At 35.2% G+C, this 26,427-nt stretch carries 20 protein-coding genes; 8 read left to right on the plus strand and 12 right to left on the minus strand.

Features of this window, described 5'->3' with window-relative positions; translation table 11 throughout:
• Position 1 precedes the first annotated feature (1 nt).
• A complete protein-coding gene (hemW, locus tag HCN53_RS08680; RefSeq protein ID WP_167342699.1) occupies positions 2–1,204 on the minus strand; it encodes a radical SAM family heme chaperone HemW in 1,203 nt (400 codons plus the stop codon).
• Between the two features lie 165 nt (positions 1,205–1,369).
• On the opposite strand from hemW, the gene HCN53_RS08685 reads away from it, so the two are divergent.
• Both HCN53_RS08685 and HCN53_RS08690 read left to right on the plus strand, forming a co-directional pair.
• Positions 1,370–2,320: a serine hydrolase gene (locus tag HCN53_RS08685; protein WP_167342700.1), complete on the plus strand. Its 951-nt coding sequence runs from the start codon at positions 1,370–1,372 to the stop codon at positions 2,318–2,320.
• A complete protein-coding gene (locus tag HCN53_RS08690; protein WP_167342701.1) occupies positions 2,292–5,084 on the plus strand; it encodes an NTP/NDP exchange transporter in 2,793 nt (930 codons plus the stop codon). Before HCN53_RS08685 ends, HCN53_RS08690 begins: the two co-directional genes overlap by 29 nt.
• On the opposite strand, the gene HCN53_RS08695 is transcribed toward HCN53_RS08690, so the two are convergent.
• The 5 genes from HCN53_RS08695 to HCN53_RS08715 all read right to left on the minus strand — a co-directional run bounded on the left by HCN53_RS08695 (position 5,081) and on the right by HCN53_RS08715 (position 14,142).
• Entirely contained in the window at positions 5,081–6,382 is a 1,302-nt protein-coding gene (locus tag HCN53_RS08695; RefSeq protein ID WP_167342702.1) for a serine hydrolase, read from the minus strand. The two genes, HCN53_RS08690 and HCN53_RS08695, sit on opposite strands and share 4 nt — an antisense overlap.
• Positions 6,382–9,291 (minus strand): PEP/pyruvate-binding domain-containing protein, encoded by a 2,910-nt coding sequence (locus HCN53_RS08700; protein ID WP_167342703.1) that lies wholly within the window; start codon positions 9,289–9,291, stop codon positions 6,382–6,384. Before HCN53_RS08700 ends, HCN53_RS08695 begins: the two co-directional genes overlap by 1 nt.
• A 253-nt stretch (positions 9,292–9,544) precedes the next feature.
• Entirely contained in the window at positions 9,545–12,259 is a 2,715-nt protein-coding gene (locus HCN53_RS08705; RefSeq protein WP_167342704.1) for an outer membrane beta-barrel protein, read from the minus strand.
• A 60-nt stretch (positions 12,260–12,319) separates the two neighbouring features.
• Positions 12,320–13,177, minus strand: coding sequence for a GLPGLI family protein (locus HCN53_RS08710; RefSeq protein WP_105017646.1), 858 nt, complete (start codon positions 13,175–13,177; stop codon positions 12,320–12,322).
• 89 nt (positions 13,178–13,266) lie between these two features.
• Positions 13,267–14,142: a GLPGLI family protein gene (locus tag HCN53_RS08715; protein WP_042276965.1), complete on the minus strand. Its 876-nt coding sequence runs from the start codon at positions 14,140–14,142 to the stop codon at positions 13,267–13,269.
• Between the two features lie 115 nt (positions 14,143–14,257).
• Between HCN53_RS08715 and HCN53_RS08720 the strand changes: the two genes are divergently transcribed.
• Genes HCN53_RS08720 through HCN53_RS08735 form a run of 4 tightly spaced genes read left to right on the plus strand, consistent with a single transcriptional unit; the run spans position 14,258 to position 17,879 of the window.
• Positions 14,258–15,772 (plus strand): sensor histidine kinase, encoded by a 1,515-nt coding sequence (locus HCN53_RS08720; RefSeq protein WP_167342705.1) that lies wholly within the window; start codon positions 14,258–14,260, stop codon positions 15,770–15,772.
• A complete protein-coding gene (locus HCN53_RS08725; protein WP_105017922.1) occupies positions 15,753–16,442 on the plus strand; it encodes a response regulator transcription factor in 690 nt (229 codons plus the stop codon). Before HCN53_RS08720 ends, HCN53_RS08725 begins: the two co-directional genes overlap by 20 nt.
• A gap of 39 nt (positions 16,443–16,481) precedes the next feature.
• Entirely contained in the window at positions 16,482–17,258 is a 777-nt protein-coding gene (locus HCN53_RS08730) for a hypothetical protein (RefSeq protein WP_167342706.1), read from the plus strand.
• Between the two features lie 3 nt (positions 17,259–17,261).
• Positions 17,262–17,879 carry a deoxynucleoside kinase gene (locus HCN53_RS08735; RefSeq protein WP_042276956.1) on the plus strand — a complete coding sequence of 206 codons (618 nt, stop codon included), beginning with the start codon at positions 17,262–17,264 and terminating at the stop codon, positions 17,877–17,879.
• Here HCN53_RS08735 and trpS read toward each other — a convergent pair.
• Positions 17,876–18,844, minus strand: coding sequence for a tryptophan--tRNA ligase (gene trpS, locus HCN53_RS08740; protein WP_042276953.1), 969 nt, complete (start codon positions 18,842–18,844; stop codon positions 17,876–17,878). The two genes, HCN53_RS08735 and trpS, sit on opposite strands and share 4 nt — an antisense overlap.
• Before the next feature lie 131 nt (positions 18,845–18,975).
• On the opposite strand from trpS, the gene HCN53_RS08745 reads away from it, so the two are divergent.
• Positions 18,976–19,737: an exodeoxyribonuclease III gene (locus HCN53_RS08745; RefSeq protein WP_105017919.1), complete on the plus strand. Its 762-nt coding sequence runs from the start codon at positions 18,976–18,978 to the stop codon at positions 19,735–19,737.
• 58 nt (positions 19,738–19,795) lie between these two features.
• Here HCN53_RS08745 and HCN53_RS08750 read toward each other — a convergent pair whose 3' ends face one another.
• Positions 19,796–21,343 carry a glycine--tRNA ligase gene (locus HCN53_RS08750; protein ID WP_085775388.1) on the minus strand — a complete coding sequence of 516 codons (1,548 nt, stop codon included), beginning with the start codon at positions 21,341–21,343 and terminating at the stop codon, positions 19,796–19,798.
• A 125-nt stretch (positions 21,344–21,468) separates the two neighbouring features.
• Positions 21,469–22,350 carry a hypothetical protein gene (locus tag HCN53_RS08755; protein ID WP_167342707.1) on the minus strand — a complete coding sequence of 294 codons (882 nt, stop codon included), beginning with the start codon at positions 22,348–22,350 and terminating at the stop codon, positions 21,469–21,471.
• A gap of 99 nt (positions 22,351–22,449) precedes the next feature.
• Here HCN53_RS08755 and HCN53_RS08760 point away from each other — a divergent pair, with 99 nt between their 5' ends.
• Positions 22,450–23,085 (plus strand): ComF family protein, encoded by a 636-nt coding sequence (locus HCN53_RS08760; RefSeq protein ID WP_240919338.1) that lies wholly within the window; start codon positions 22,450–22,452, stop codon positions 23,083–23,085.
• Positions 23,086–23,088: 3 nt separating this feature from the next.
• On the opposite strand, the gene HCN53_RS08765 is transcribed toward HCN53_RS08760, so the two are convergent.
• The 3 genes from HCN53_RS08765 to HCN53_RS08775 are packed head-to-tail and all read right to left on the minus strand — an operon-like array spanning position 23,089 to position 26,422.
• A complete protein-coding gene (locus HCN53_RS08765) occupies positions 23,089–24,294 on the minus strand; it encodes a murein hydrolase activator EnvC family protein (protein ID WP_167342708.1) in 1,206 nt (401 codons plus the stop codon).
• Complete coding sequence (locus HCN53_RS08770) at positions 24,291–25,037, minus strand: DUF4292 domain-containing protein (RefSeq protein WP_167342709.1); 747 nt, start codon at positions 25,035–25,037, stop codon at positions 24,291–24,293. The genes HCN53_RS08765 and HCN53_RS08770 overlap by 4 nt, the downstream gene beginning before the upstream one ends.
• Positions 25,037–26,422, minus strand: coding sequence for a tetratricopeptide repeat protein (locus HCN53_RS08775; protein ID WP_240919339.1), 1,386 nt, complete (start codon positions 26,420–26,422; stop codon positions 25,037–25,039). Before HCN53_RS08775 ends, HCN53_RS08770 begins: the two co-directional genes overlap by 1 nt.
• Positions 26,423–26,427: the final 5 nt, after the last annotated feature.

Raw genomic sequence — 26,427 nt, forward strand, 5'->3', positions numbered from 1 at the left:
GTTATTCTTTATAATCTCCTAAATTAAGCATAAACAATTCGCTAGCAATTCCATCGCTTAAAAACTTTCCTTTGCGAGTTACCAGCAAGGTATCACCATCTAAATAGAGTAAATGATCCTTAAGGTATTCTTGAGCTTGTTTAAGAAGGTATGTCTTAAACTCAAGACCATATTCAGTTTCAATTTTCTCTAAAGACACACCATAAATGGTTCGCAATCCTGTCATTATGTACTCATTGTATCTGTCTACTTTGGTAAGCTTTTCAATTTCCATTGGTGAATTACCGTTTTCAATAGCCTTCATAAATTTTAGGTTGTTATTGATGTTCCATCCACGTTTTTCACCATCAAAACTATGAGCGCTAGGACCTATTCCCAGATAAGGTTTACCTGTCCAATAAGCAGTATTATTTCTTGAAAAAAAGCCTGGCTTTCCAAAATTAGAAAACTCGTAATTTTTATAACCATGTAGCTGCATGGCATCAATCAGGATATTAAAATGCTCATGGGCCTTTTCATCATCGACTTGCGGGATTAAGCCTTTCTCGATAAATGATTTTATGGCTGTATTGTCCTCTACCGTTAGTGCATAACTGGAAACATGAGGTATTTTGAGTTCGATCGCTTTATAGATATTATCGCGCCATTCTTCATTAGTTAAACCTGGAATACCATATATTAAATCGATGGATAAATTTTCAAAATATTGCTGCGCTTTTAAAATACACTCTTCTGCCTGTTGTGCATTGTGTGCCCGATTCATGAGCTTGAGATCTTTTTCATGAAAACTTTGAACACCTATACTTAACCTATTTACAAGTGATTTCTCTAATTGTTTAATGGTTGAATCATCAAGATCATCAGGATTTGCCTCGAGTGTGATTTCAGGATTAGAACTCACATTAAAATTTTGATAGACGGTATCAATAATCTTGTTTATTTCTTCAGTTTGTAAAACACTAGGTGTTCCACCACCAAAATAAATAGTTTCTACAACGGCATTGTCATCAAGATAAACTGAGGAATTATTGATATCAGTATTTGAAATATTAGATTCGATATTAGGCCGCTTAGCGCGAAAACGTAATTCATCACATAATGCCTGAATCATTCTAGTCTTGTATTTAGTACTAGTTACAAAATGAAAATCACAGTAGTGACAGGCTTGTTTACAAAACGGTATGTGTATATATATCCCACTCACAGAGGTAAAGGTAAGTCCAAAAGGTAAAGGGAATTCCTCAAAAAGCTGTAAAATTGTACCCTAATCTTGTGTTTTATGTTAAAGTCTAAATTTTAACATGTTAAACACAATAAAACCAGTAGTTTAGGCATTGTTATTGTTCCCTATATTAACATGAATATTTATATGATAAAACCACTTTTCTTTTTACTGTTTTTACTAGGCTCACTTACCGCACATGCAAAGCCACCATTAGTAAATGTAGAAGATATTCACCAAGATGTTGAATTCTATCAAAACGCAGAATTACAGTTAAAGTTACAAGAACAATTAAACGCTAATCCCAATTGGAAAAACTTAATTGATAAAAAATTGCTCACCATCAGTCTTGTTGATTTAAGCGACGACGACATAAGATACGCTGGAATTAATGACGACCACATGATGTATGCTGCGAGCATGCCTAAAATTGCCGTACTGTATGCGGCAATGGATGCTATCGAGAATGGTGAATTAGCTTATACAGAACTTGTAAAGCAAGATATGTGGCTTATGATTTCTAAATCCAACAATGCTGCATCTACTAGAATGATTGATCGTGTTGGTTTTCAAAAAATTGAAGATGTAATGTGTAACCCTGAAAATCCATTTTATGACAAATTTCATGATGGTGGTTTGTGGGTAGGTAAACGATACGCTGCTCAAGGTAAACGTAATCCAGATCCGATTAAGGGTTTAAGTCATGCCGCAACCACTTCTTCAGTGGCCAAAATGTATTTCCAATTAGCCACTGGGCAATTGATAAATACAGATCGTAGTAATCAAATGCTTGGATTTTTAAAAGATCCTAGCTTACATCACAAATTTGTAAATACACTTGATCAGATTGCTCCAACTGCCGATGTTTATCGTAAAAGCGGATCATGGCGCAACTGGCACTGCGACAGCGCGTTAGTTTGGGACGAAACCAGAGGTAAATATTATATTATGGTAGCCATGGTTCAATCTCCTAATGGAGAAAAGATTATAAGAAATTTAGTACGACCTTTAGAGAATGCTCTAGAAAAATCACCTAATTTGCCTATAAACCCAAGCAAAGGTGCTACCATTGAGCCAGCTCTTAACCAGAGCATTTGATATTAAAAAAAACGAGTTATCCATAGCGATATGGATGCAGCTCTATTTGTTTTTACTTATATGTGCATTACTAGTAGTTAAACCTACTGTTAATGCACTTTTTTTATCCGTTGCAGGTAGAGATAATTTGTCAATAGCCTTTGTTATTACAGCGCTTGTAGCAGTAATTGTTTCTTACACGTACAATAGACTTCTTGTCACATTACCCTTACATGAAATCACTAAGAATTCTTTATGGTTCTTTGGGGCTGTTTTTGTCTTAATTGGCGGATTAGTAGTTTTTGACTTTGAAAACATCTTTTTATCCTATGTTTTCTACATATTTATAGGCATTTATGCTATCCTAGCTACTTCTCAATTTTGGGTAACCGCCAATATTGTGTTCAATGTTTCCCAAGCAAAACGTCTATTCGGTTTTGTAGGAGCTGGTGGAATTGCAGGTGGAATTGCAGGTGGTTATCTTACTTCAATTACCGCACCCTATATTAACAATGGTTTTTTAATTGCTACAGCTGGATTAATGATACTAGCCTGTGTCTTCATTTATAAAAAAGTTAGATCGCTGCGCATTGTAAACTTGAAAAACATAAAGCTTCAAAAACAAGAACGAGTTTCAAAAAAGAAATCGCTTTCGTTAATCATAAAAAACTCTCATCTAAGTTATTTGGCTGGAGTAATTGGACTAGGTGTTGTAGTAGCAAAATTAGTAGACTATCAATTTAGTTACTTATCTAGTGTTAGTATACCAGAGCCTGATGATCTTGCTTCTTTTTTTGGATTTTGGTTCAGTACATTCAATATAATTTCATTGCTTATACAGCTTTTCTTAACCAAAAAATTTCTTGAAAACCTGAATATAAGTTCCAATCTATTGGTACTACCAAGCATGATTGTCATTTGTACTAGTTTACTTTTCATTTTCCCAGAATTATGGGTAGTAGTTTTACTCAAAGGGTTTGATGGCAGCCTGAAGCAATCGTTATACAAGAGTAGTGTTGAGTTACTTGCACTTCCCGTACCTAGTGAAATTAAAAACAAAACGAAAACATTTATCGATGTTGTTGTAGATAGTACCGCAACAGGTATAGCTGGATTATTAATTATTCTGATAATTAAAGGACTTGAACTACCTACTTATACCATTAATTTTATAATTATTATCGCCACCCTATTCTGGATGTATATGATACTTAAGGTTCGCAGTACTTATCTAAGCACATTCAAATCAAGCATTTCGATTAAAACCGGACTATTCGATAAACGAAGTAATCTAAAGGTGATTCGAGAAAATATTAAGGTAATTATAGACAACGGAAATAAGTTGGATATTATTGAGATATTAAAAAAAGTGCCTCAAGTTGCGCATCATTCTCTTAAAGATCCTTTATTAAAACTACTAGATCACGAAAATGATCAAGTGAAAATAGCTGCCATTTCACAGCTTAATCATGTTTTTAAAGAGCCTGTTTACCGTGTTCATAATTTTATTTACTCTAAAAATAGCGAACTCGTCTTTGCCGCTTTACAATATCTAATTACACAAGATCATATAGCTCCTCAATTTTTTGAAAATTATCTGGATGATGATGATGATCACATAGCAAGTACAGCACTACTAGCACTTGCCCAATACGCAAGTCGAGATTCACACCTTGGTGAAAAATATAATTTGCATTTGAGGATTAAATTGTTCCTTGATGAAATAGACGAAAACATTAAAGAAGTTGACCTAAAAGAAAAAAGCAGACTGATCGAAGCCATAGGGTATGCAAAGTATACTAACTATCAAACCATTATCAAGACCAACTTGAACAACAGAAACGAAGTGATAAAAACGTCCTGTATAAAGTCTGCAGGTCATACTAAGGATAGGTACTTTTTACAAGATTTGTTTTCTTTACTGGAACAACCTAGATACCGAAAAGTTGCTTCGGAAGCATTAGTTGAATACGGGAATTCATTACTTCATTTTCTAAAAGTAAAACATAGCCGAGGTACATTGACCAAATCTTTACTTAAAGAATTACCCATGTTATTGGGAGCTATTAATACCAAAAAATCATACAAGTTTTTAATTCAAATAGCATCAGACTATACTATTTCATCTAATTATAAGTGTTATGATAAGCTTTTTAATTTAAGACAAAATAAAAAGTTCCCGCGTTTAACCGGAAGAACAGCTCAAAACTTAATAAAGAAGGAGAGTAAACGCTATTATAAATTAATACGTATGTTTTATTCTTTAAAAGTAATGTCAAACTCGGATGATGATATTACTCATCTACCTCTAGTAAATCAAATTAAAGAATTGACGATTGAAATCGAACAACTAATAGATCTACAATTAAAAGTATTATTTAATATACTCGCACTTCGATATTCTCCCGACAATATATGGATAGCTTACAACGGACTATTAAGCAAACAAACCAACTCACAAATAGAGGCTAAAGAATATTTAAATGAGGTTTTACATAGAAAGTTGAGCACACAAGTATTTAATGCCACAAACTCTTATTTAAAATTACAAGAGAAGCATTTTGACTATACTAATGAAATACAACTCTATCCTGAAAAAACGTTAATTAAAAAATCAATATTGCTAGATGAGAAACTACTAGAAAACAAACTAGTTAAATTACTACACGTAATGCCTTTATCTCAACGAAAGAGAATCGTACTTTACTTAGAAAACAGCGAAAAAGAAGGAGTAATAAGTTTTTTAAATAGATTTAATATAGACCCTAAGGAAAAGACAGCTTAACCTTCTCCTACATCAGGATTTTCTTCTTGTATGGTGGTCGCGTTATTTTGAGTATTCCTTTTATGTATAGCTTGATCAATTTTACTTGCCAAATACATATGTGCACCTGCACTATTCTTACTAAGTACATTACTCATTAAACAGACAATATAATTGGTACCATCAGGATGTTCAACAATTATTACACTATTCATGTAATTGTACCTATTCCCTCTATATTTACCACAAGGTGTGTCCTTAGATTTATCGCAGCTGTATAAACTTCCTGATTTAAAATAGACCGCAGCATTATTCAAGCGTGGACTGTAAGCATATCGTATTCTTCTATCTGTCATATATAACAACCGTTTGATTTCTAAACTAGACTCTTCGTCTATCACACAACCTTGTTCCAATTGCAACAAATACTTCATCAAACCTTTAGGTGTTCCTATGCTTCCTCCTTTACTACTTACGTATCTGTCTGGACCATTAGTAAAAAAACTACCTAATCTCCATTCGTCATGACCGATACCTAAATCTCTTAAAGGTTGATTTACTAATTGAATGGCTCTATCTGTTAATAATCTACGATCTGCCGTCTCAAAATATTCATCTGCCTGCTCTTGGGTTAAATTGAAATACTCGTCGCCAAAAATGTTCATAAGCAAGGCTTCTCGCCAAACAATGCTAGCTGCACCGTTATTACTAACACTTAACATATGGTCTAGCCATTCATATAAGGAAAATTCATCCTCATATACTACTGTTCTTTTGACATATTTGTCCTTTTCTATGTCAACGACCGGAATAGTGTGATGATCATACAAACCCCAATTACCAGACTTCACTATTTTATTTCTTAATAATCGTTGTCTTACATGCCAATCTTCAGGACATAATTGCCTTAATTCATTGAAAAAAGCGGTTGCTACGGCTATTTTACCAACACTTCCTGGTTGAAAACCTCGATTTTCATTCATCTCTGCATATCGAGTTTTTTCTGGATTAGTAATATCCATTACTGTAATCCCGTAACCTTGTTTACTAGGGAACAAACTCATCATTTCCTTTTGAAACTCCTTATCAACAACCATCAAACTATCTATTGATTCAGTTTCCTCACAGAGCCACAAATTGACCTCATCATGCTTTTTAAAACTACCTTTCTTTAAATAATACTCAGTAATGGAGCTATCTAAAGTTTTTTCTAATCGTTTAAGTCTTTTGATTCCAGTAATATTATACCCATCAATTGGATAAAAAGCAATACAAAATAGAGCTATTAATAGTATTGAAAGTGTTTTGATAATTTTCATTACGCATGAATCTCTTTAGAAGTTAACAACTCGATTTCCGTATTAATCATTTCATCCATTTTCTGTAGATATGGATGAGAAAGCGCATTTTGATTTTCAACAAATGGTCTTATTTGAAATAAGAACAGTTTACCGTCCTTGAAGCCAAGCTCTATATCCCAAGCTCCTTTATAAGTGCCATTTTTAGATTCTGGCATGGTAGCATGTGCATCTTGTGCAAATTGTAGGATTTTCTTTAAATCCATTTCATTCAATATGGAATGATTAAAATCAACATGCTCCATATAAGATCCACCAGTAATAGGCAATCGACGGCGCTTATTTTCTCTTGCTGGCGCAATCAATTCGGTGGTTCCGTTTTGATGGATCAAATAGGTTTCTGCACTTTGTCCATCTACTGCGCCGCCTGCTCCACGACTCATTGCTACGGTAATCTTTTCGGCATGATTGTTTAAAAAGTCTTTGGTAATTAGTACACCACTATAATCCACATCTACAGTAGGAATAATTAATATGGACGGATACACACTTTCTGGATTGGATAAATAGGTTTGTCTCCATTTAAACGAGCGCTCTGTATACGGACTTGCCCAAACATCTCGTATTCCTTGTAGAATCTTTTCTCTTTCCACTACATTAAATACTGTAAGATTTAAGCCAGCTCCTGTAAACTCCTCGAGATCTTCCATGTTAGTATCACTGCGTAAAAACACGGGAACATTTCCTAATTTACTTCCTAAAGTACTTTTAAACTGCTTTTCTAACTCCTCAATTAAACTTGGTTTTAAAGGCATTGTTTTAATGGATGACCGCAGGATCTCTAATTGATCCAGTTGGTACTGTTCCACCTCGGTAGGTGTTGAACCATTTTGTTTTAGTTGTTTCGCTTTCGCGAAAGCGTTATTCAAAAAATCCCAATAAGTACCTTCATAATCTGGCATGGATTGTAGCATGTGATCTTTAAAAACACCAAAAGGAAGAACTATTCCATTAACCACTTTTTCTGGAAACAATTGTTTGAGTTGACCAAGGTTTGCCGCTTTGGGTCCGCACAATATACCACTATCCTTACTAGTTACTGTAGCCATATCAACTGGTGAAGTAATTTCTAGTTTCAAACGATTTTCATCAATTCGAATTTCTTTTTTATCCTTGGATTTAGAGGCTGTAAATAAATCCTTCTCATCATTACTTAATTGATCTTTGTCAAACAAATGAACTATTCCGTTAGGACTTACAGCATAGAAAACCGATTTACCATCTAGTTTTTTTAAGTCACTTAAATTTTCAGTGCTTATGACAGCATTAGGAATACCCAAATTACGGGCAAGCAATTGTACATGTGATACTAGATTGCCTTCTGATACGGTGGCTATTCCTGCTACCGGTTTTAAATCACTAGGCGGTGTTTCAAAAACATATATATCTGATGGGTTTACGGATAATCCATGTGCATCACCACTTACCACATGCAAAGTTCCCATGGCATAACCTGGGTTCAATCCTTTTATGGTACTTGTATTATCAACAACTGGAACATTGTTTTCCATTCCTATTTGTCTAGACACTAATCCTGAGAAATCTCCAATTGCATCTCCCAAGGGCAAGAGTAAGCTGCTCCTTATCTTATCATCGTAAAATCCAAGGGCTAACGGTTCAAAACTCGCATATTGCTCTACGGTATCACCGTAAATACTTTTAACCATTCCACTACCCCATGCTAGTTGTTGTCTAGCTTTTTGAATAAATTGAAGTAGAATTTTTGCTTTAACAGTGGCATCAGTATGAATGTGCAAATCATTTTCTACTAAGTCCCATTCCCATTGTTCAATGTAACCTGCTGATGCTAGTGCCTCGCTTAATGCATAAATTTTATCAATGTGCTCTCTGATTGTGTTAGGATTCCATTGTGAGGCTTGTTGAAATATTAATTCTTCTAACCTTAAACTTAATTCCAATGCGCTAGTTCTACGAGTACCGCGTCTATCTTCTTTAAGATTTACACGAATATCACACATTAATCCCGAGGCGGCTGGTATTATAATAGACGGATCGGTCTCATTTTTATACGTACTACTAAACCATGACACCTGATTATATATAAAAGAGTTTTTATCCCAGTCCGAAACCATTTTTTCTAGTTGACTAATGCTTACCGGCTTAAAGAATTCATGCATCTTATCAATTAATAACTCAAATTTTTCAAGATCTTCTTTCTTGATTTTTTTTTCGTGCTCCTTTAACCAATTTTCTACTGCTTGGGTATCTTCTTTTTCTGGATTACCGTGGATTTTTATTCGTAATTCCATGAACGCAGGATTACGCTCGGCAAGTATCTTGCTTAAACTACGTATTTCTTGTGACAAATTGGTATCACCATCATGAGGTAAGTCTCTTAAACTTTCTCTGACTAGAAAAAAGTCTCGATCTACAATTTCATTGCTTGACAGGACTGTATAATAGAATTTTCTTCCCCATTCTTCCTCATCCTCAATTTGTTTGGCACCACGGTAAAATTGTGATTTCTCTTGTATCCAACCATTATCTGAATTTTCCAGAAACTTTTGAAGTTGATACTGTTTTAATCTACTGTGGTTATTGTTGCCATCCCAAAATTTCCAGATCTCATTAGATGCCAAAATTTCTCCAAAATAGATATGATTACGCTGTGCTAGCTCAATTACCTGTGGTTTGTAGCTAGCGTGTTGAATTCCCTCTAAATCTCCAGGACAAGGATCTTTGGAGTCTCTAATGGTGCCATCTTCACAAAACCAATTTATTGATTTATAAGGACCTCGATCAAGGCCTTTATAAGTTTCAATCATTTCTTTTATTTGAGAATCGGTGAATTTTTGGGCGGTTCCCAAAATAGGAACGAGAAGTGTTATAAAGAGTAGCTTTCTAAGCATAAGTTGGTATTTACTACGAAAATAGCCAGCTTAAGAGTTAAAAAAATTTAAAGTTAGAAAGGTTTAACAAGACACCTGTAATTCTACTTTAACTATAAACAATAACGAATTCATAAAGGATATCCTCAATTTATTAAATCCAAAAACCTCAAAGATTAATCTCTTTGAGGTTTTTGTGATGAGTTAATTTGGTAATGATAAATCAAAAACACATGTAACTCATTTCTATTTAATTGACTTAAACCACAAATACTTATATGTCAAATCTCATTCTAAAGTATACGTATCTGGGTAAAACAAAAGTTGCGTTGGTACTTGTTGCAATTTGACCAAATGAATTACGAATATTAGCATCGGTATCTAATAAGTTTGTTGCGATTAACTCGTACCTCCATCTGGAGTCTGGTTTTTGATAACGGATACTAGCATCAAAAAATTCAAAGTTATTTTCTACATCACCAGTTGCAGTGAAAATGTTGTAATCATATCCTGCCTTGAACAACCAGCTCTTACCTAGTTGATAATCTAAATCTAAGTTTATACTGTTTGTTGTTGCATCATTTTCAAAGTTACCATTCTCACTATTGTTAAGATTAAGGGCGTATTGTAAACTGAAATTAATTCCCTTTTGGAAATTTGATCGAGCTCTGAAACTATAGTTTTGATTGAAGTTTGTAGCTGTTTGAGTAATATTATTGATAATATTGTTATTCTCTGACCAACTTACATTTGCTGTCACAGTAGCTTGAATCTTCTTTATTTCTCGACCAAAAGAACCTGTTGCACTTAAAGATTCATTAGGCAATAATGCATTTATAGGACGAGAAACTTGATTGATACCATCTAAAGCCACTTCATTTTGAATAGCATCAGTTAATCGTGTGTAGGTAACATTACCAAATATGGTAGTGTAATTAAACATGTTGAAGTTACGATAGCTTAATCTTACTCGATCATTCAAAGCTCCTTCTATCTGATTGTTACCGCTTTGTAGGGAACTATAACCTCTAAATAAAATACCATTGGCATAACTATTTACATCATTAAAAGTTACATTTTGATCGTAGTTAAGTGTCAAAGTTTCTGAACTTCTAAAATCATAACGTACTTCTACGTCCGGTACAACACGTTCCGTTTCGATAGTATTGGTAACTCCATTCTGTCTGTCCTTTGTTTGAAATGAATGCGCAGTTAATCCAGGTGTTATGGTGAACTTACCTAAAATAGCTTTATAATGAACAGCTCCATAAACGTCTAAGAAATCAAAGTTCACATCATCATTGCGTAAATCTGAATCTTGTAATTCGTTACGAGTTCCATCTGCTTGAATCTCAAATATATCTGAATCAAAGTTTTGAGACACATAACTTGTTCCTACAGTAAAGTTTAAATTACTTTTTTTGTTTAATACATAGTAATAATCCAGCTTTGCATCCAACTTATTTGTGTTAACAAATTGTTCTTGATTGATATTATAAATATCCTGCTCACCTATACCTAGTCTACCGTTAAAAGGTTCCGTATTTGTGTTTGGGTCAAAAGGATCTATATCTAAAACTGCATTGTAAAAAGGATCCTCGTACTGATTCAAAAACTGACTTTCAAACGCAAAAATGTTTTTCTCGTTTGCGGTATAGTACATATTTAAAGACTGGTTAAACGTAATAGGCTGTTGTTCATCACGAGTATCTATACTACGATCTGCTTCACGATCAATAGAACTTAAATCACTTACACCTTGCTGGTCTGCATAATTGAATCTTCCATCATAACTTAGAGTAAACGCATCAGTAGGGTTATACTCTGCTCCCAATTTAAATAAAGCGGCAACTGTTTCATCTACACCTCTATTATCCGTTTCCTCAGTATTAGAATTATCCACAAAGGTTCTTCTGCTCGTACTGCGAGTATCGATTGTGTTTTTAGAAACTATGGCAAATGAACTTATATCCAACTTATTATTAACCGACCATGATGTGTTAAGTGCACCAAACTGGCTCTCTATATTAAGGGCTCGATTACCCTGAAATACGTTTAAAGGGTTTTGAGCTTGAACGTTTATACTAGAATTGTTCTGTCTTGTATCGCGACGACTAAAACCTATGAATCTAAAGTAATCTCGACCAGTGAAAGCAGGTGTTCCTAAATCATTAAAGTCAGTTAAAATATTCATTGAGAAATCTTCACTGTAATAAAAGGCTTTAGGCTGGATGATATACCTAGCTTTGTCACCACCATAACCAGCTCCTACAGTAGCTTCTCCAAACCAAAATTTCTTTTTCCCTTCTTTCAACTTCAAATTAATCACGACTCTATCTTGATCGTTTCCTAGACCCTTTAATTGACTGCGATTATTATAATTTCTAAGAACCTGTACTTTATCAATTGCATCTGCTGGGATGTTTTTTGTAGCTAAGCGACTATCACCTTCAAAGAAATCTTTACCTTCTACCATGACTTTCTCAACCTGTTTACCTTCTACAAGAATGTCTCCATCCTCATTTACTTCAACACCTGGTAATTTGTTAAGGGTATCTTCTAGTTTATCCTCAGTTCCATTGGTAAAACTATCGGCATTGTAAACGATGGTATCACCTTTTATGGAAACCGGCATCTCATAGACAATGTTAATTGCGTCAAGTTCATCGGCGCCATTTAACATGATATAATTTTTAACTAGATCTGTTTGGATATTTTTGACTGTATCTTCAATAGTTTTCAATCCTAAAAAAGACACCTTGAGAATGTATGTACTGTCTTTTTTAAGATTTAAAAGTTGGTATTTACCTTGATCATTTGTGATACCAAAGGCACCTAAATTTTTATCTTGCTGATAGGCGATTACGTTTGCCATACCTAACGTATTTCCTAAACTATCTGCCACCACTCCTGTGATTTTAACAGATTGCGCTTTCGCGAAAGCGAAAACAAATAAGCACAAAATGGCTATAAGAATATTCTTTTTCATAAGTAAAGTTGTAAAAAATTACCCGAACAGGTAGGTTAAAATGTTCGGGTTTTTAAGATGTTATCCACGACGACCACGTCCTCTAAAACGCTGGCGCATCTCTTGCATTTTTTTTGTAAACAATTCGTTGTAGTCTTCCTCGTTAATGACCTCACCTTTTTTAGGTTTTTTAATTTCCTCAGGCTCCGCTGGATTCATAACGACTTTACTACATAATAACGTAGTTTCTCCTGCATTTAATTCAAGAATCAAACCAGGTAAACCACCATATTCTGCAGGACCGTGTTGTACTGGAATAGCTGGTGTAAACCAAGCAATGACTTTAATTTCATCGGCTTGCTCGTATACGTCTTCAAAACGACCTTCTTTCATGGCAATGCTATCCTTTTTCTTTTCTTCGGCATTTTTAGGTTGACGACGTCGGAAACTACTCCAATCCAAACTATTGTTCTTTTTAGTTCCTATAGCTTTGATGGCTGGGTATTGGCCTATTTGACGCTGTTCTCCCGTGATCTCCCATTCAATAGTGTGCAGGCTATCAGTTACTAAAAATTGTTTTCCGAACATGTCTCGTTCTTCTAACCATACTTTTTCTTCTAAGTTTTTGTATTTATCGCCTGACATACTGGTACCCATCCAATTTCCCCAGCCGCGACCACCACGACCTGGAGTTTGCAGCTCCTTTTCTTCCTTGTACATGGATTCGTTACGATTAAAAGTGAGTGTAAAAGTTTTTTCACTCATCTTTTTCATGTTTTGTTCAATACGCTTGCGTTGTTCTGGAGTAAGATTACGGTTCTCATCCATCCAGCTGGTGTCCATTTTTGTTTTAGATAGGTAGGTAGCCTCGCCAGAAATCTCTTGTGCAGTCGCAACAGTTGCCGCCAGTGCAATAAGAGCAAAAAATATCTTTTTCATAATCGGGTTTTAGATTAATATGGTTTTACCACAATGGGTTGGACTACATAAGCCCATTAAAGTTTCAAGCGTTAAGAAACTTTTAACCTTTATCCACCAATCATGATTACTTGAGTGTCGCCAGAACGTCTTCCTTTAAAACGTTCCATCATTTCTTTTTGTTTTTTCTCACGTAATTCCTCAAAATCGCTTAATGATATTTTTTTACCATTTTTGGGTTTTTTAAGCTTGAATTTCTCTGGATTAAGTTCCACTTTGGTACACAGTAAAATGGTAGACCCGTCACTTACTTCCAAAATCAAACCTGGTAAACCGTGGTAGGAACCTGGACCATTTTGAACTGGCAATTCAGGTGTAAACCAAGCAGTAACTACCGTATCTTCTTGTGGAATGCTGTCTAATATACTTACTCCTTCTTTTTGCTCTTTTTCTTCTTTTTCTTTCTTTTCCTCTTCAGTGAGTTCTGGCTTTGGAATTACATAAGTAGCTTTTATAGCAGTGTAATTCCCTATTTTCTTTTGTTCCCCAGTAATTTTCCAATCCCATTTTTCAAGATCATCACTGATTAAAAATTCTTTTCCTTGAATCTTATCTTCTCTTAAATAAGTTCCCTTCTCTAGGTCTTTATAGGTAGTTCCATAAGCGCTACCATCTCCACTAATCGTTATAGATAAACCTTCCATTTTAGGTTGAGGTTTTTCCAGTTGCTTTACCTCTTCATATAGGGATTCAGTACGAGTAAATTGTAAAGTGAATTCAGCTTCTCCTGCAGTTTGGAGAGCGTTTTGAATGGCTTTGGCCATTTCTGCGCCCATTTCTTTAACAGCTGTACTGTCCATTTCTGTATCCATTATCATTTTACTTTGATAAGTTGCGATACCTTTAAATTCTTGAGCTTGTAATAGACTTGTTTTTGCAAAAATCAAGGCCAATACCAGTAATACATAGCGAGTAATAGTAATCATAGTTTAGGTTTTTGATATACAAATATGGGTAAATCAAAGAAATACAATTCTTAAGCAAGGTTAATATGTGTTAATCGTATTGGTTTATAAGTTTGGTTTGATGCACCTTTACCACATGAAAGATAGAAAGTACCGTTTCCTTCTCATATTTATTTCTGTTGTAATTCTATTTACCCTAGCCATACAAGTCTATTGGAATTTCAAGAATTACAAAGAAGCTGAACGTAAACTTATTGCAGATGTACAGACCAGCCTGGATCAAAGTATAGACGATTATTACACCGATCTAGCACAACGCAATAACTTTGGAGTACTCATGAAAGGTAGTGTTGGGGAAATTGGTCTTGATAAATTCTTTAAAAGGGTCGACAGTATACGTAATATAACTACCGCTCTGGAATTTAGTGTTGATGATGTAAAAATTGATGATCTTAAAGGAATAACCGTAGTATCTGGAGACAATCTAGATTCTCTTGAAATCTTTGAAGAACGATTGCGTAAAAATAGATTTTCTTTTGATCCTAATACGATTACTAGGGAATCTCAATCTGTTACATTTAGTTCTGGTGAAACTGGTGATGATGGTTTTGAAGAGCAAGTAACCGCTCTTACCAGCAAGATCATATTGAGTTTTAAGGAAGATGAACTTAATGTACCTCAACTAGCACAAAATTTTCAGGAAAACTTACGAAAGCGCAAGATTAATCTAGATTTCAACTTGATGAATACTAGTGACCCTAGTACCGTTGTAAAACCTGATTTTCAATACAGCACTCAACCAGAAACAGAACTTATGCCAGCTAGTCACAATGTTACTTTGTACTATGGAAATTATCGTGGTGAACTGCTTAAACAAAATCTTACAGGAATTCTACTGAGTGCCCTTTTAATTGTAGGTGTCATATCATGTTTGTTCTATCTAGTCGTGGTAATACGCAACCAAAAAGCGCTTCACGAAATGAAGAATGATCTTATCTCAAATATTACACATGAATTTAAAACACCTATAGCGACTGCTGGTGTAGCACTAGAAGCGATTCAGAATTTTGCAGGATCTGGTGATCCACAAAAAACAGACAAATACTTGTCGATGGGACGTGACCAATTAGCAAAACTTAATGTTATGGTTGAGAAAATTCTTGAAACTGCTACTTTAGACAGTAAAGAATTAGTGCTCGAGAAAAATGCTACCAATCTAGCAGAGGTTATAGAAAACGTAATCAACAAGTATCAAAATCGAAATGATAAGTCCTTATCGATCAATATTACAAATGACGAAATTTACAGCCGTGTAGATCCTTTTCATATAGAAAATGCTATCAATAACCTTGTAGATAATGCCTTTAAATATGGTGGCGATGAAATCCAAGTAACCTTGAGTGAAACTGTTGATAACGCTGTAATTGAAGTGAGCGATAGTGGAACTGGTCTAAGCTATAAAGACTCTAAAAACATATTCGATAAATTTTACAGGGTAAGTCAAGGGAATAGACACGATGTAAAGGGCTTTGGTATCGGATTATTTTACACAAAAACAATTATTGAAAAGCACGGTGGCACCATTTCTGTTGCCATAAAACCAAATACTAAGTTTAAAATAGAAATACCTCATGGAACAAATAACTACTAAAGTTTTATTAGCTGAAGACGAACCAGCACTAGGAATGATTGTAAGTGAAAGTTTAGATTCCAGAGGATTTGACGTGGATCACTTTGAAAATGGTAAACTAGCATTAGAAGCATTTGAAAAAAACGATTATGACATTTTAGTACTGGACGTTATGATGCCCGAAATGGATGGGTTTACAGTAGCAAAAAATGTACGCCAACTTAATGACGAAGTACCTATTATTTTTCTTACTGCAAAATCACAAACCGATGATGTTCTAGAAGGATTTCATGTAGGCGGTAATGATTATTTAAAAAAACCGTTTTCCATGGAAGAGCTTATCGTGCGAATTAAGAACCTACTTACCAGACAAAATATTCAAAAAACAGCAAGCCATTATAAAATTGGTAATTACGATTTTAATTTCCCAAAACAAGAACTTAAAATCAATGATGAAATAATTAAACTCACACATAGAGAATCTCACCTACTCTACCATCTTGTTCTTAAAATGAACAAAGTACTAGACCGTACTTACATCCTTAAAAAACTTTGGGGTGATGATGATTTCTTTTCTGGGCGCAGTATGGATGTGTTCATTACCAAATTGCGTAAAAAACTAGCCAAAGATGAAAACATCGAAATTGTTAATGTTAGAGGTTTTGGATATAAACTAATAGTTGGAGAATAAGGTAAAGAGTACTGCGTTTAAAAGAAGTACCTTTATACTGTGAAATACTTAATTCTTCTTTTTTGTTTGTACGGTATGTGCCAGGAAATTAAAACACCTGTGGACATGCAGGAGTTTTATGGCATTGATGACTTTGGTGCTTTGTACTATGGAAAAGATCAAGCTCTAGTCAAAAAAACCACCACACAATCTACAAACTACTTTGACATACAATTAGGGCCTATTACCAGTGTAGATTTACTTAATCCACTTAAAATCGTCGTTTTTTATGAGGATACTCAAACCGTTGTAATTCTTGACAACAGACTCAATGAAATACAGCGAGTAACCTTAAGTACACTTAATCCACTAAGATTCATTAGTAAAGTCCAGCTTGCAGGTGATAGACGTTTATGGATGCTCAATGCCGATACTAATCAAATAGAATTATACGATTATATCAATAATAGAATCATCTCTTCAACACCAGTTATTAAAGGCAACATACGACATTTATATACCGATTATAACTTCTGCCATGTTCACGTAGACGACTCTTTAATTTCATTCAATACTTATGGTAGTAAGGCATCAACTTTGAGTTTGAATGGCGCAATGCTAGCCTATCATCTAGAACAATTGGTAATAATTCAAGGCAATGATGTTACATCCTATAATTTTGGTAAAGATTTTCGCTTTCGCGAAAGCGAAACAACCAAAATCCCAAAGGAAATTTTGATTACTGAAAACAACAAAAGCTTTCATCTAAAGACGGGAAACCTTTATATTTGGAGCTCAGGCAAGATTCACAGCCTAGAGTTGAATTTCAAGAAATAGATCATGCATATAGCTGTTGCGGGAAATATAGGCGCTGGTAAAACAACCCTTACTAAATTACTAGCAAAACATTACAAATGGACTCCACAATTTGAAGATGTCCTTGAAAATCCATATTTGGAAGATTTCTATACCGATATGGAACGATGGTCCTTTAACCTGCAAGTTTACTTTTTAAACAGCCGTTTCCGTCAAGTGCTGGAAATTAGAGAAAGTGGTAAAAAAATTATTCAGGATAGAACCATTTATGAAGATGCTAATATTTTTGCCCCTAACTTGCATGCGATGGGCTTGCTATCTCAACGTGATTTTGATAACTATGCATCACTATTTGATCTAATGGAAAAACTAGTTGCTGCACCAGATCTTTTAATTTATCTGCGCAGTAGCATCCCTAATCTTGTTGGCCAAATTCAAAAGCGTGGGCGCGATTATGAAAACTCAATATCTATTGATTATTTAAGTCGACTTAACGAGCGCTATGAAGCATGGATCCACGGCTACAACAAGGGAAATCTCCTAATCATAGACGTGGATCACATAGATTTTGTAAATAACCCTGAAGATCTAGGTGATATCATCAATAAAATTGATGCAGAACTTACAGGTCTGTTTGCTTAATATCCTACTTTTTTACGCACGCGTTTTAAAGTCTCATTTGCAATAGCACCAGCCTTTTGCGCGCCTTGTTCAAGAGCAGCATCTATCTCGTGCTTGTTTTCCATGAAATAGTTATAGCGTTCACGCGCTGTCGCAAATCGTTCACAAATAAGTTCGTACAACGCTTGTTTAGCGTGACCGTAACCGTAATTACCGGCTAGGTACTTAGCTTTGAGAGCAGCAACCTCATCTTCACTACCTATAATCTTATATAAAGCAAATACATTACAGGTATCAGGATTTTTAGGATCTTCTAGAGGCGTACTATCAGTTTCAATTGACATGATTTGCTTGCGCAATTTTTTATCAGTTTGAAAAATATTTATGTAATTTCCTCTAGACTTACTCATTTTCTCCCCATCAGTACCTGGAACGTACATAGTAGACTCTTGAAGCTTTGCTTGTGGTTCAATCAAGGTTTCACCCATTGCATTGTTAAATCTTCCCGCTACATCTCTGGTCATTTCTATATGCTGTAACTGATCCTTACCAACTGGTACGACTTGCGCGTCGTACAATAGTATATCTGCAGCCATAAGCATTGGGTAAGTGAAAAGACCTGCGTTAACATCTCCTAGACGATCTGCTTTGTCTTTAAAACTATGAGCTAGTGTAAGTCTTTGGTATGGATAAAAACAATTTAAGTACCAATTAAGTTCTGTTACTTGAGGCACATCGCTCTGGCGATAAAATGTAGTTTTAGAAGTATCTAAACCACAAGCAAGCCAGGCAGCGGCAGTTGAATACGTATTAGCCCTAAGCTGTTCACCATCTTTAATTTGAGTAAGCGAATGTAAATCGGCGATGAAAAGAAAAGATTCATTTTCAGACTGTTCACTCATCTCAATTGCTGGTAAAATAGCTCCTAATAGGTTACCTAAATGAGGTGTTCCAGTAGACTGGACACCTGTAAGAACTCTTGCCATAATTTTTGTTTTTAAAGATTGCAAAGGTAACTTCTAGTAAGGACTTTATTAGGTCCGAATTACAATAGATTATTAGTTTGTTCCTTTGTATAAAGCGATCTTACTCCTACTTTTGAAATAAATTATATCCTATGAAAATTATCTCCTACAATGTAAACGGAATACGAGCAGCCATGAAAAAAGATTTTATCACGTGGTTAAAAGCTGCAAATCCAGATGTACTTTGTTTACAGGAGATAAAGGCTACCGAAGATCAAGTTGATAAAGATGCTTTTTCAGAAGCTGGATACGAATACCAGTACTATTTTTCAGCTCAAAAAAAAGGATATAGCGGTGTTGCTATTTTATGTAAAACGCAGCCAGACCATGTAGAATATGGTACTGGAATTGAGTACATGGACAATGAAGGTCGTAACTTAAGAGTAGATTATGGAGATCTCTCTATTATGAGTATGTACCTGCCTAGTGGAACTAATGATGCTAGACTGAGCTTCAAATTCCAATACATGGATGACTTTCTAGCCTACACAGAAGAACTACGACGTGAAAGACCGCAGCTATTAATTTGTGGTGATTATAATATTTGTCACAAAGCTATTGACATCCATGATCCAGTAAGACTTAAAAACACAAGTGGTTTTTTACCAGAAGAAAGAGCTTGGATGGATCAATTTGTTGAAAGTGGATTTATAGACACTTTTAGAATGTTTAATGATCAACCCGATGAATATTCTTGGTGGAGCTACCGCGGTGGTAGTCGAGCAAGAAATAAAGGATGGAGATTGGACTATCACATGGTTACAACACCGCTAGAATCAAGTGTAAAAAGGTCTGTAATTTTACAAGAAGCTGTGCACAGTGACCACTGTCCAGTACTTGTAGAGCTAGAATAAAAAAAGCCGAATACTAAAGAAGTATTCGGCTTTTTACTTTAAGTATTACAGGATTACTCTAGATCTTTTTTAACCACTCGCTCATAGCAACTTTAGGCTCTAGATATGATTTAAGATCTGCAATCGCAACTCTTTCTTGAGTCATAGTATCTCTATTACGAACTGTGACAGCTTTATCTTCCTTGGTGTCGTGATCGATAGTTATACAGAATGGTGTTCCATTAGCATCAGCACGTCTATAACGACGACCTATAGCATCTTTCTCATCATATTGAACGTTCATAGTCCATTTAAGATCATCTATAATTTCTTGTGCGATTTCTGGTAAACCATCCTTTTTAAGCAGTGGTAAAACAGCTGCTTTTACAGGTGCAAGTACCGCTGGTATTTTAAGGACTGTACGCTCACTACCATCTTCCAAAACTTCATCTTGTAAAGCATTAGAAAAAACAGCCAAAAACATTCTATCTAAACCTATTGAAGTCTCGATTACATAAGGTACATAACTTTTATTTTCTTCATGATCAAAAAATTGAAGCTTCTTACCACTGTGTTCCTCATGAGCCTTAAGGTCAAAATCTGTTCTTGAGTGTATCCCTTCTAACTCTTTAAATCCAAACGGGAAATCAAATTCAATATCGGTTGCGGCATTTGCATAGTGTGCTAGTTTTTCATGATCATGAAATCTATAATTAGACTGATCAATTCCTAGAGATTGATGCCACGCCATGCGTCTTTCTTTCCAAATTTCAAACCACTCGAGTTCAGTTCCAGGTTTAACGAAGTATTGCATCTCCATTTGTTCAAACTCACGCTGGCGGAATATAAATTGTCTAGCAACAATCTCATTCCTAAATGCCTTACCTGTTTGAGCAATTCCAAATGGAATTTTCATACGACCGGTTTTTTGCACGTTTAGAAAGTTTACAAAAATTCCTTGAGCGGTCTCGGGTCTTAAATATAAATCTGTTGCTGTATCTGCACTGGCTCCTAATTTAGTCCCAAACATCAAATTGAACTGTCTTACATCGGTCCAATTCATTGATCCAGAAACAGGACATTTAATTTCCAATTCCTCGATAAGTGCTTTTACTCCTGCTAGATCCTCATTTTCCAGTAAAGATGCTAGTCTTGCGGTTGGCTCGGTCGCTTTTTCTAGGTATCCTAGAACACGTGGATTTGTCTTGCGATACATATCCTCGTCAAAACTTTCTCCAAAACGTTTACGAGCTTTTTCAACCTCTTTGTTTGCTTTTTGCAAGTATTTCTCGCAATAGTCCTCAATAAGCACATCAGCGCGATAGCGCTTTTTTGAATCTTTATTGTCTATCAATGGGTCATTGAAAGCATCAACGTGACCACTGGCTTTCCATGTAGTCGGGTGCATGAAAATGGCAGCGTCTATACCAACAATTTCTTGATGCAATTGGGTCATTGCTTGCCACCAATATTCCCTTATATTCTTTTTAAGCTCTGCTCCATTTTGTCCATAATCATAAACGGCTTGTAAGCCATCATAAATTTCACTGGATTGGAAGACATAACCGTACTCTTTAGCATGTGAGAGTACTTTTTTAAACTGATCCTGATCGTTGTTTTTTGCCATAGCTGCAAAGGTAAAAAAAGTGTTGTCTTGTGCGACGTGTTTGTGTTTTTTTCGCTTTCGCGAAAGCGTAAAAAAAGAAAAACCGCTCTATTTCTAGAACGGTTATAAAGTTTACGACTCAATTTTTATCTAAGTGTAATCTCGCTACTACTTATTCTCACTGGACCGTTGTATAAATTAATACGGTAACGACCTGAAGTTATCTCATCCTCGCTAGCATTAATCAACTCGCAAATATCTAGTTCCTTATTCTGATAATTGAACTTAACTAGTTTAGAGTAAGTAAGTGACTGGCCGTCAAACTGCTGCTGCGCTTTACTACCAATTACATTATTTTCTGGATTTATTACTTGAAGGTAAAATTCAGTAACGCCATCTTGAGCCAGCGGATTTTGCGGCAAGGTAAAGCATACTTTTAAATCATCAACTCGTCGTGCTTTGTCATTTTCAATTTGTTTACCGCTACGACGTATGATAACGCCTTGAGTAGTGAAGTTTGTAGGAACAAGAGTTGCTGCTCTAGACATATTCTCATTTAATTTTGATAGCATGTCGCTTTGCTCCTGACTTTTAATCATTTCTTCATTGAGCGCAGCAAGTGTACTATCATTAACTCTTGACAAGTCTTTATTTAAAGTTTCTAGGACGGTTATACGTTCTTTTAAAGCTGTGCGCTCTTGTTTAATTTTTGCTAGTTCCTTTCTTAATCTAGAAATTACTTTTACATCAGCTTCTAGCCTACTTACACTATCAACGAGTCTAGTAATTCGGTCATTTGCGCTAGTTAATTCTGCATTTAGGACGTTCCCTTTATCAATCTCGGCAGTATACTCTGCACTTATGTTTGCTAGCTCTTTTTGAATTTGAACTTGCTCGTCTCTTAAATCGGCTTTAATAGATTCGTTCTCGTTGTAATTTTTATAGGCCCAAACGCTTACTGCTATCAATCCTAACAGCAATAATCCTAGGAGCACCTTATAAATACGATTGTCTTTTTCCTTAGTCATTTTTATAGGTTGTTTATCTTTATAACGCAGCAAGCTAGAAAATAATTTGTGAAAAACTTGTTTTTAGATTTATTTAACCTCTTTTATCCACCATCATGCATGGCTTGTACTACCTTGCTTACTCCTGGAGAAGAGAAGCTGTGTACTACATGCATTGCACACCTACCACTAGCGCTACATCATAAAAATAAGGATACACAAATTAAAGATTTATTTTTTGCGAGAGTACCTGTAGAAAATGCTACAAGTTTATTTTACTATGAAAAAATAGGTGCTGTTCAACAGCTCATTCACCAGCTCAAGTATAAAAAACAAGAAGGAATAAGTGAGTATTTAGGCAAGTGGATGGCTAGAGAAATAAAAAATAAAAAAGAGTTTGAGCAGATAGACGTGGTTTTACCAGTACCTATTCATCCTAAACGAAAAAAAGTAAGAGGCTATAACCAGGTGACGGGTTTTGGGAAAGAAATTGCACAAGCTATCCAGGCAGACTATCGTGAGGATATTCTTATCAAGACTAAAAATACACGGAAGCAAGCTCAATTAAATCAAGTAGAGCGCCATGCTATCAAACAAGCTGTTTTTGAACTTAATGATGTTACCTTACAAGGCAAGCATTTATTAATAGTTGATGATGTGATAACTACAGGAGCTACATTAAGTAGTTGTGCGCATGAACTTCTAAAAATTCCTGATATAAAAATCTCAATAGCCACTATGGCGGTAGCCGTTTAAGTTTTACCCTTTTAAAAGCCAGTAGGCAGGATTGAGCGTGTTTGTATCTTCCATTAAGATAAATCGCAGTTCAGAAACTCCTGCTCGATTGGTAAAAACCTCTCCAATTGTATCGTATACCTTGACTTTATCACCTTTTGATACAGCAACAGATTTCAAATTATTATAAACAGAAGTGTAGTTTCCATGACGAATATACACTATTAAAATACCATTTGGTTTCTTAACAATAGCATCGACTTCACCAGAGAAAACAGCCCGTGCACTTTCACCTTTAGGCGTTTGAAAACGCCAGCCATTTGAATAAATACGGACATTTCTATCTATTGGAGAAGGCATTTCTCCATATTTACGTGAAACAAAGCCTTCATTAACAGGCCATGGTAGTTTACCTCTGTTTGATTTAAAGTCTGCCGCTAGTGCCTTGGCTTCTGGAGTAAGAAAAAATTTGTTTTTATCTACTTTTTTACCTGATCCTTTATAGGATTCTTTAATTCTAGCTGCAATTAGTTTTTTGATTTCACGGTCTAGACGATCTCGTTCTTTTGCGGCTTCTTTGAATTGCGAACTGTACTTCTTTTTATTGGCGTTTACCACAGCCAGCATATTCTCCTGCTCCGTTTTGTCCTTACTCAATTCTTTTTTTTGTTTTCGATTTTGAGCGACTACAATTTCCTTTTGCTTTTTATCGATCTCTAACTTCTCAGTCTTCTGCTTGAGCTGGGCACTTTTCTCACTAATTTCATTTGCTTGTTTCTTGCGGTAATCGGCAATAGATTTCAAATACTGTACTCTTTTGTATGCTTGCAAAAAATCTTCTGAAGACAGTAAAAACATCAATCTACTTTGATCATTCTTGCTCTTGTACGCTTTTACAATCATACTAGCATATTCCTTTTTGAGAGACTCTACTTCTTCATCTAGTTTCTTAATCTCGGTCCTGTTGTTCTTAATAGCTCGAGTAAGAGCATTTGCTTCACGATTTGTGATGGTAATAATTTCCTGAGTACTTGCTATTTTTTTATCGAGAGTCTCTAGAAGTAATGTCATTGTATTTTCTTCTTGACGTACTTCTTTTAACAATCTATCATATTGATTGATTTTATCTTGGATAGCGGCTTTCTTGCGTTCCAGTTCTTTTTGAGTTTGTGCCGTCCCATGTACACCACAAAAAACTACTAATAAAACAACCACTAACTTTTTAATCATAACTCGATTTTGCGATAATTATCTGGTAATTCAAACGGAAAGGATAGCTCTTTATTGAATTCTACACTTTTGAAGGTAAGTACTACTTGAGAAAAACGTTTTCCTCGTTTTGCATCGATTTTTACCGTACGAGGCAATAAACGATTATCTACCTCTTGATATTCAGGGTAATTTATAGTTAGATAATTATTTTCAGCTTTAAGAACAGATTGCTCTACCAATTTAAAATCAGATGGTCGTAAACGAAAGAGCTTGGTGATAACATCTTCAGTTTTGAATTGATACTCGTTATTTTGAATGGTAAACTCATGATTACTCAAATTTTCAACCGCTTGACCTAGCAAAACATCTTCTAGTTGTTCAAAAGTCAAATCCTCACCTAGAAAATCACTTATTAATCTAAAATCACCGTCAAAACTGCGTTTATTAATTTTTTCATAGAACTGTACACGATCAGGTGTGATATAAACTTTGGCTAGAGTGAGTCCTAGAATACTCGCACTCATCCATATTTTCTCACCTTTTTCCATGCGCAGGTTCATGGTAATATTTCGAGATTGCTTGTCATCTTCATAATCCACACCTAGTCTAGCCTTGAGTGTATTAAACTCAAGTTCTGAATTATCATGACTGCGCACCACCTTAGCCTTCTTTGCAGTAGCTAGAGCAGTTGTTGATGATTTTTGAGTACCACATGCTACTATGATTAATAGAGCTGGTACTAGTAAGTATCTCAATTTCATTATAATTTTTTAGATAATTCTTGAGCTTTAGAACGCATTTTTACTGCTTGTGTTGCATTACCTTTTTTATCATAGCTTATAGCAAGCTGTTGATAGATATCTCGTTCCAATTGAATCTCGTCTAATAAGTAGGTCATTCCAGATTCCAAGCGTTCAATAGCATCATCAGGTTTATCAAGATAATTTAAGGCAACACCATCTAACAAATAGAACAAAGGTTGGGCTGGAAAGTAGGATAATGCTTTTTCTAATATATCATGAGCCTTGCTGTAATCCTTAACGTCTATAGATAATAAAGCTGCCTTTTTTATAAGATCAAAGTCTTGATCATTAATTTCCAATCCTTTTTCATAAAAAGCAAGTGCCGCACTGGGATCATTCTTTTTCTCCAAATAATAGGCTCCTAGAGCCGTAAAGGCTTCAGGGTTTTCTACATAATCTGAAAAAACATCAATCGCATCCTTTACATCATCCATGAGTTCATCATCATGCGTACTAGTAGTAATAAAATCATTGAGTACGCGCACCTTGGTTTCATCATCAAACTGCGGTGATTTAAAAACCTTTTTCATGCTACGTATTCCTTTTCTTAACCTACCTGCATCCAGATAAATTTTATACAAAGCGAGATGGGCTTTATCACTATCAGGGACATTTTTGTCTAATAATTCAGCATACTTTAGAGTGTTCTCTTGATCTTTCTTTTTACTGTAATAATAAATAAGCTCAATATATGCCTGTTCATCTTTATCATCATTTTGGATTCTAGCTAAAGCTCCTGTGATGTCCTTGTTTAAATCCTCAACGATTCCTAGCTGCTTTTTTGCTTGTGATTGTAAAAAGGTGCGTCGCTTGTCAGTGCCCAATCGCTTATCCAACTTATCGATTATATCAACACATTTTTGATATTGCTGCGTTCTATAGTATTGATAGGGCAACAACTCTTCATAAATCGGATTAATTTGCGTGAGTTCTTCTAGAATTTCAAGTCCTTCATCAAACTTTTGTTGCTTATCATAAACATCATATAACTTGTCTAGAACCCATTCTCTTTTCCCATCTATTTCAATGGCTCTTAGTAAGGATTGTTCCGCTTTCGCGAAAGCGGAAATTGCCTCATAATTTTTTGCCAGTTCAAATTGAATTATCGCAGCATTAGGCTCTAGTTCTTCACACTCTAATAGAATATTTATGGCTTTGTTGTGGTTTTCCTTTGCTTTTTCAGTAAGTGCGTTAAAAAACTTCTCTTTAAATTCACTTGAAACATCCTGTAGCAAATCCACATTAACCTCATCTTGCTCACCTTGTTCTTGAGCACCAACATGAACTTGTAACCCTAAGGTTAAAAGTGAAAAAAATATGATTTTTCTAGTCATGCTGTTCATGAGTC

Origin of the sequence: Nonlabens sp. SY33080 (genome assembly GCF_011784885.1) — a bacterium.
GTDB classification, from domain to species: domain Bacteria; phylum Bacteroidota; class Bacteroidia; order Flavobacteriales; family Flavobacteriaceae; genus Nonlabens; species Nonlabens tegetincola.

Coding starts and splice junctions, on each gene's coding strand:
- HCN53_RS08710 (WP_105017646.1), bottom strand. CDS start 13,177: ATGAAAAAGATATTTTTTGCTCTTATTGCACTGGCGGCAACTGTTGCG.
- HCN53_RS08760 (WP_240919338.1), top strand. CDS start 22,450: ATGGCTTGTACTACCTTGCTTACTCCTGGAGAAGAGAAGCTGTGTACT.
- HCN53_RS08685 (WP_167342700.1), top strand. CDS start 1,370: ATGATAAAACCACTTTTCTTTTTACTGTTTTTACTAGGCTCACTTACC.
- HCN53_RS08750 (WP_085775388.1), bottom strand. CDS start 21,343: ATGGCAAAAAACAACGATCAGGATCAGTTTAAAAAAGTACTCTCACAT.
- HCN53_RS08775 (WP_240919339.1), bottom strand. CDS start 26,422: ATGAACAGCATGACTAGAAAAATCATATTTTTTTCACTTTTAACCTTA.
- HCN53_RS08715 (WP_042276965.1), bottom strand. CDS start 14,142: ATGATTACTATTACTCGCTATGTATTACTGGTATTGGCCTTGATTTTT.
- HCN53_RS08700 (WP_167342703.1), bottom strand. CDS start 9,291: ATGCTTAGAAAGCTACTCTTTATAACACTTCTCGTTCCTATTTTGGGA.
- HCN53_RS08745 (WP_105017919.1), top strand. CDS start 18,976: ATGAAAATTATCTCCTACAATGTAAACGGAATACGAGCAGCCATGAAA.
- HCN53_RS08735 (WP_042276956.1), top strand. CDS start 17,262: ATGCATATAGCTGTTGCGGGAAATATAGGCGCTGGTAAAACAACCCTT.
- HCN53_RS08705 (WP_167342704.1), bottom strand. CDS start 12,259: ATGAAAAAGAATATTCTTATAGCCATTTTGTGCTTATTTGTTTTCGCT.
- HCN53_RS08720 (WP_167342705.1), top strand. CDS start 14,258: ATGAAAGATAGAAAGTACCGTTTCCTTCTCATATTTATTTCTGTTGTA.
- HCN53_RS08755 (WP_167342707.1), bottom strand. CDS start 22,350: ATGACTAAGGAAAAAGACAATCGTATTTATAAGGTGCTCCTAGGATTA.
- HCN53_RS08725 (WP_105017922.1), top strand. CDS start 15,753: ATGGAACAAATAACTACTAAAGTTTTATTAGCTGAAGACGAACCAGCA.
- HCN53_RS08765 (WP_167342708.1), bottom strand. CDS start 24,294: ATGATTAAAAAGTTAGTGGTTGTTTTATTAGTAGTTTTTTGTGGTGTA.
- HCN53_RS08695 (WP_167342702.1), bottom strand. CDS start 6,382: ATGAAAATTATCAAAACACTTTCAATACTATTAATAGCTCTATTTTGT.
- HCN53_RS08770 (WP_167342709.1), bottom strand. CDS start 25,037: ATGAAATTGAGATACTTACTAGTACCAGCTCTATTAATCATAGTAGCA.
- trpS (WP_042276953.1), bottom strand. CDS start 18,844: ATGGCAAGAGTTCTTACAGGTGTCCAGTCTACTGGAACACCTCATTTA.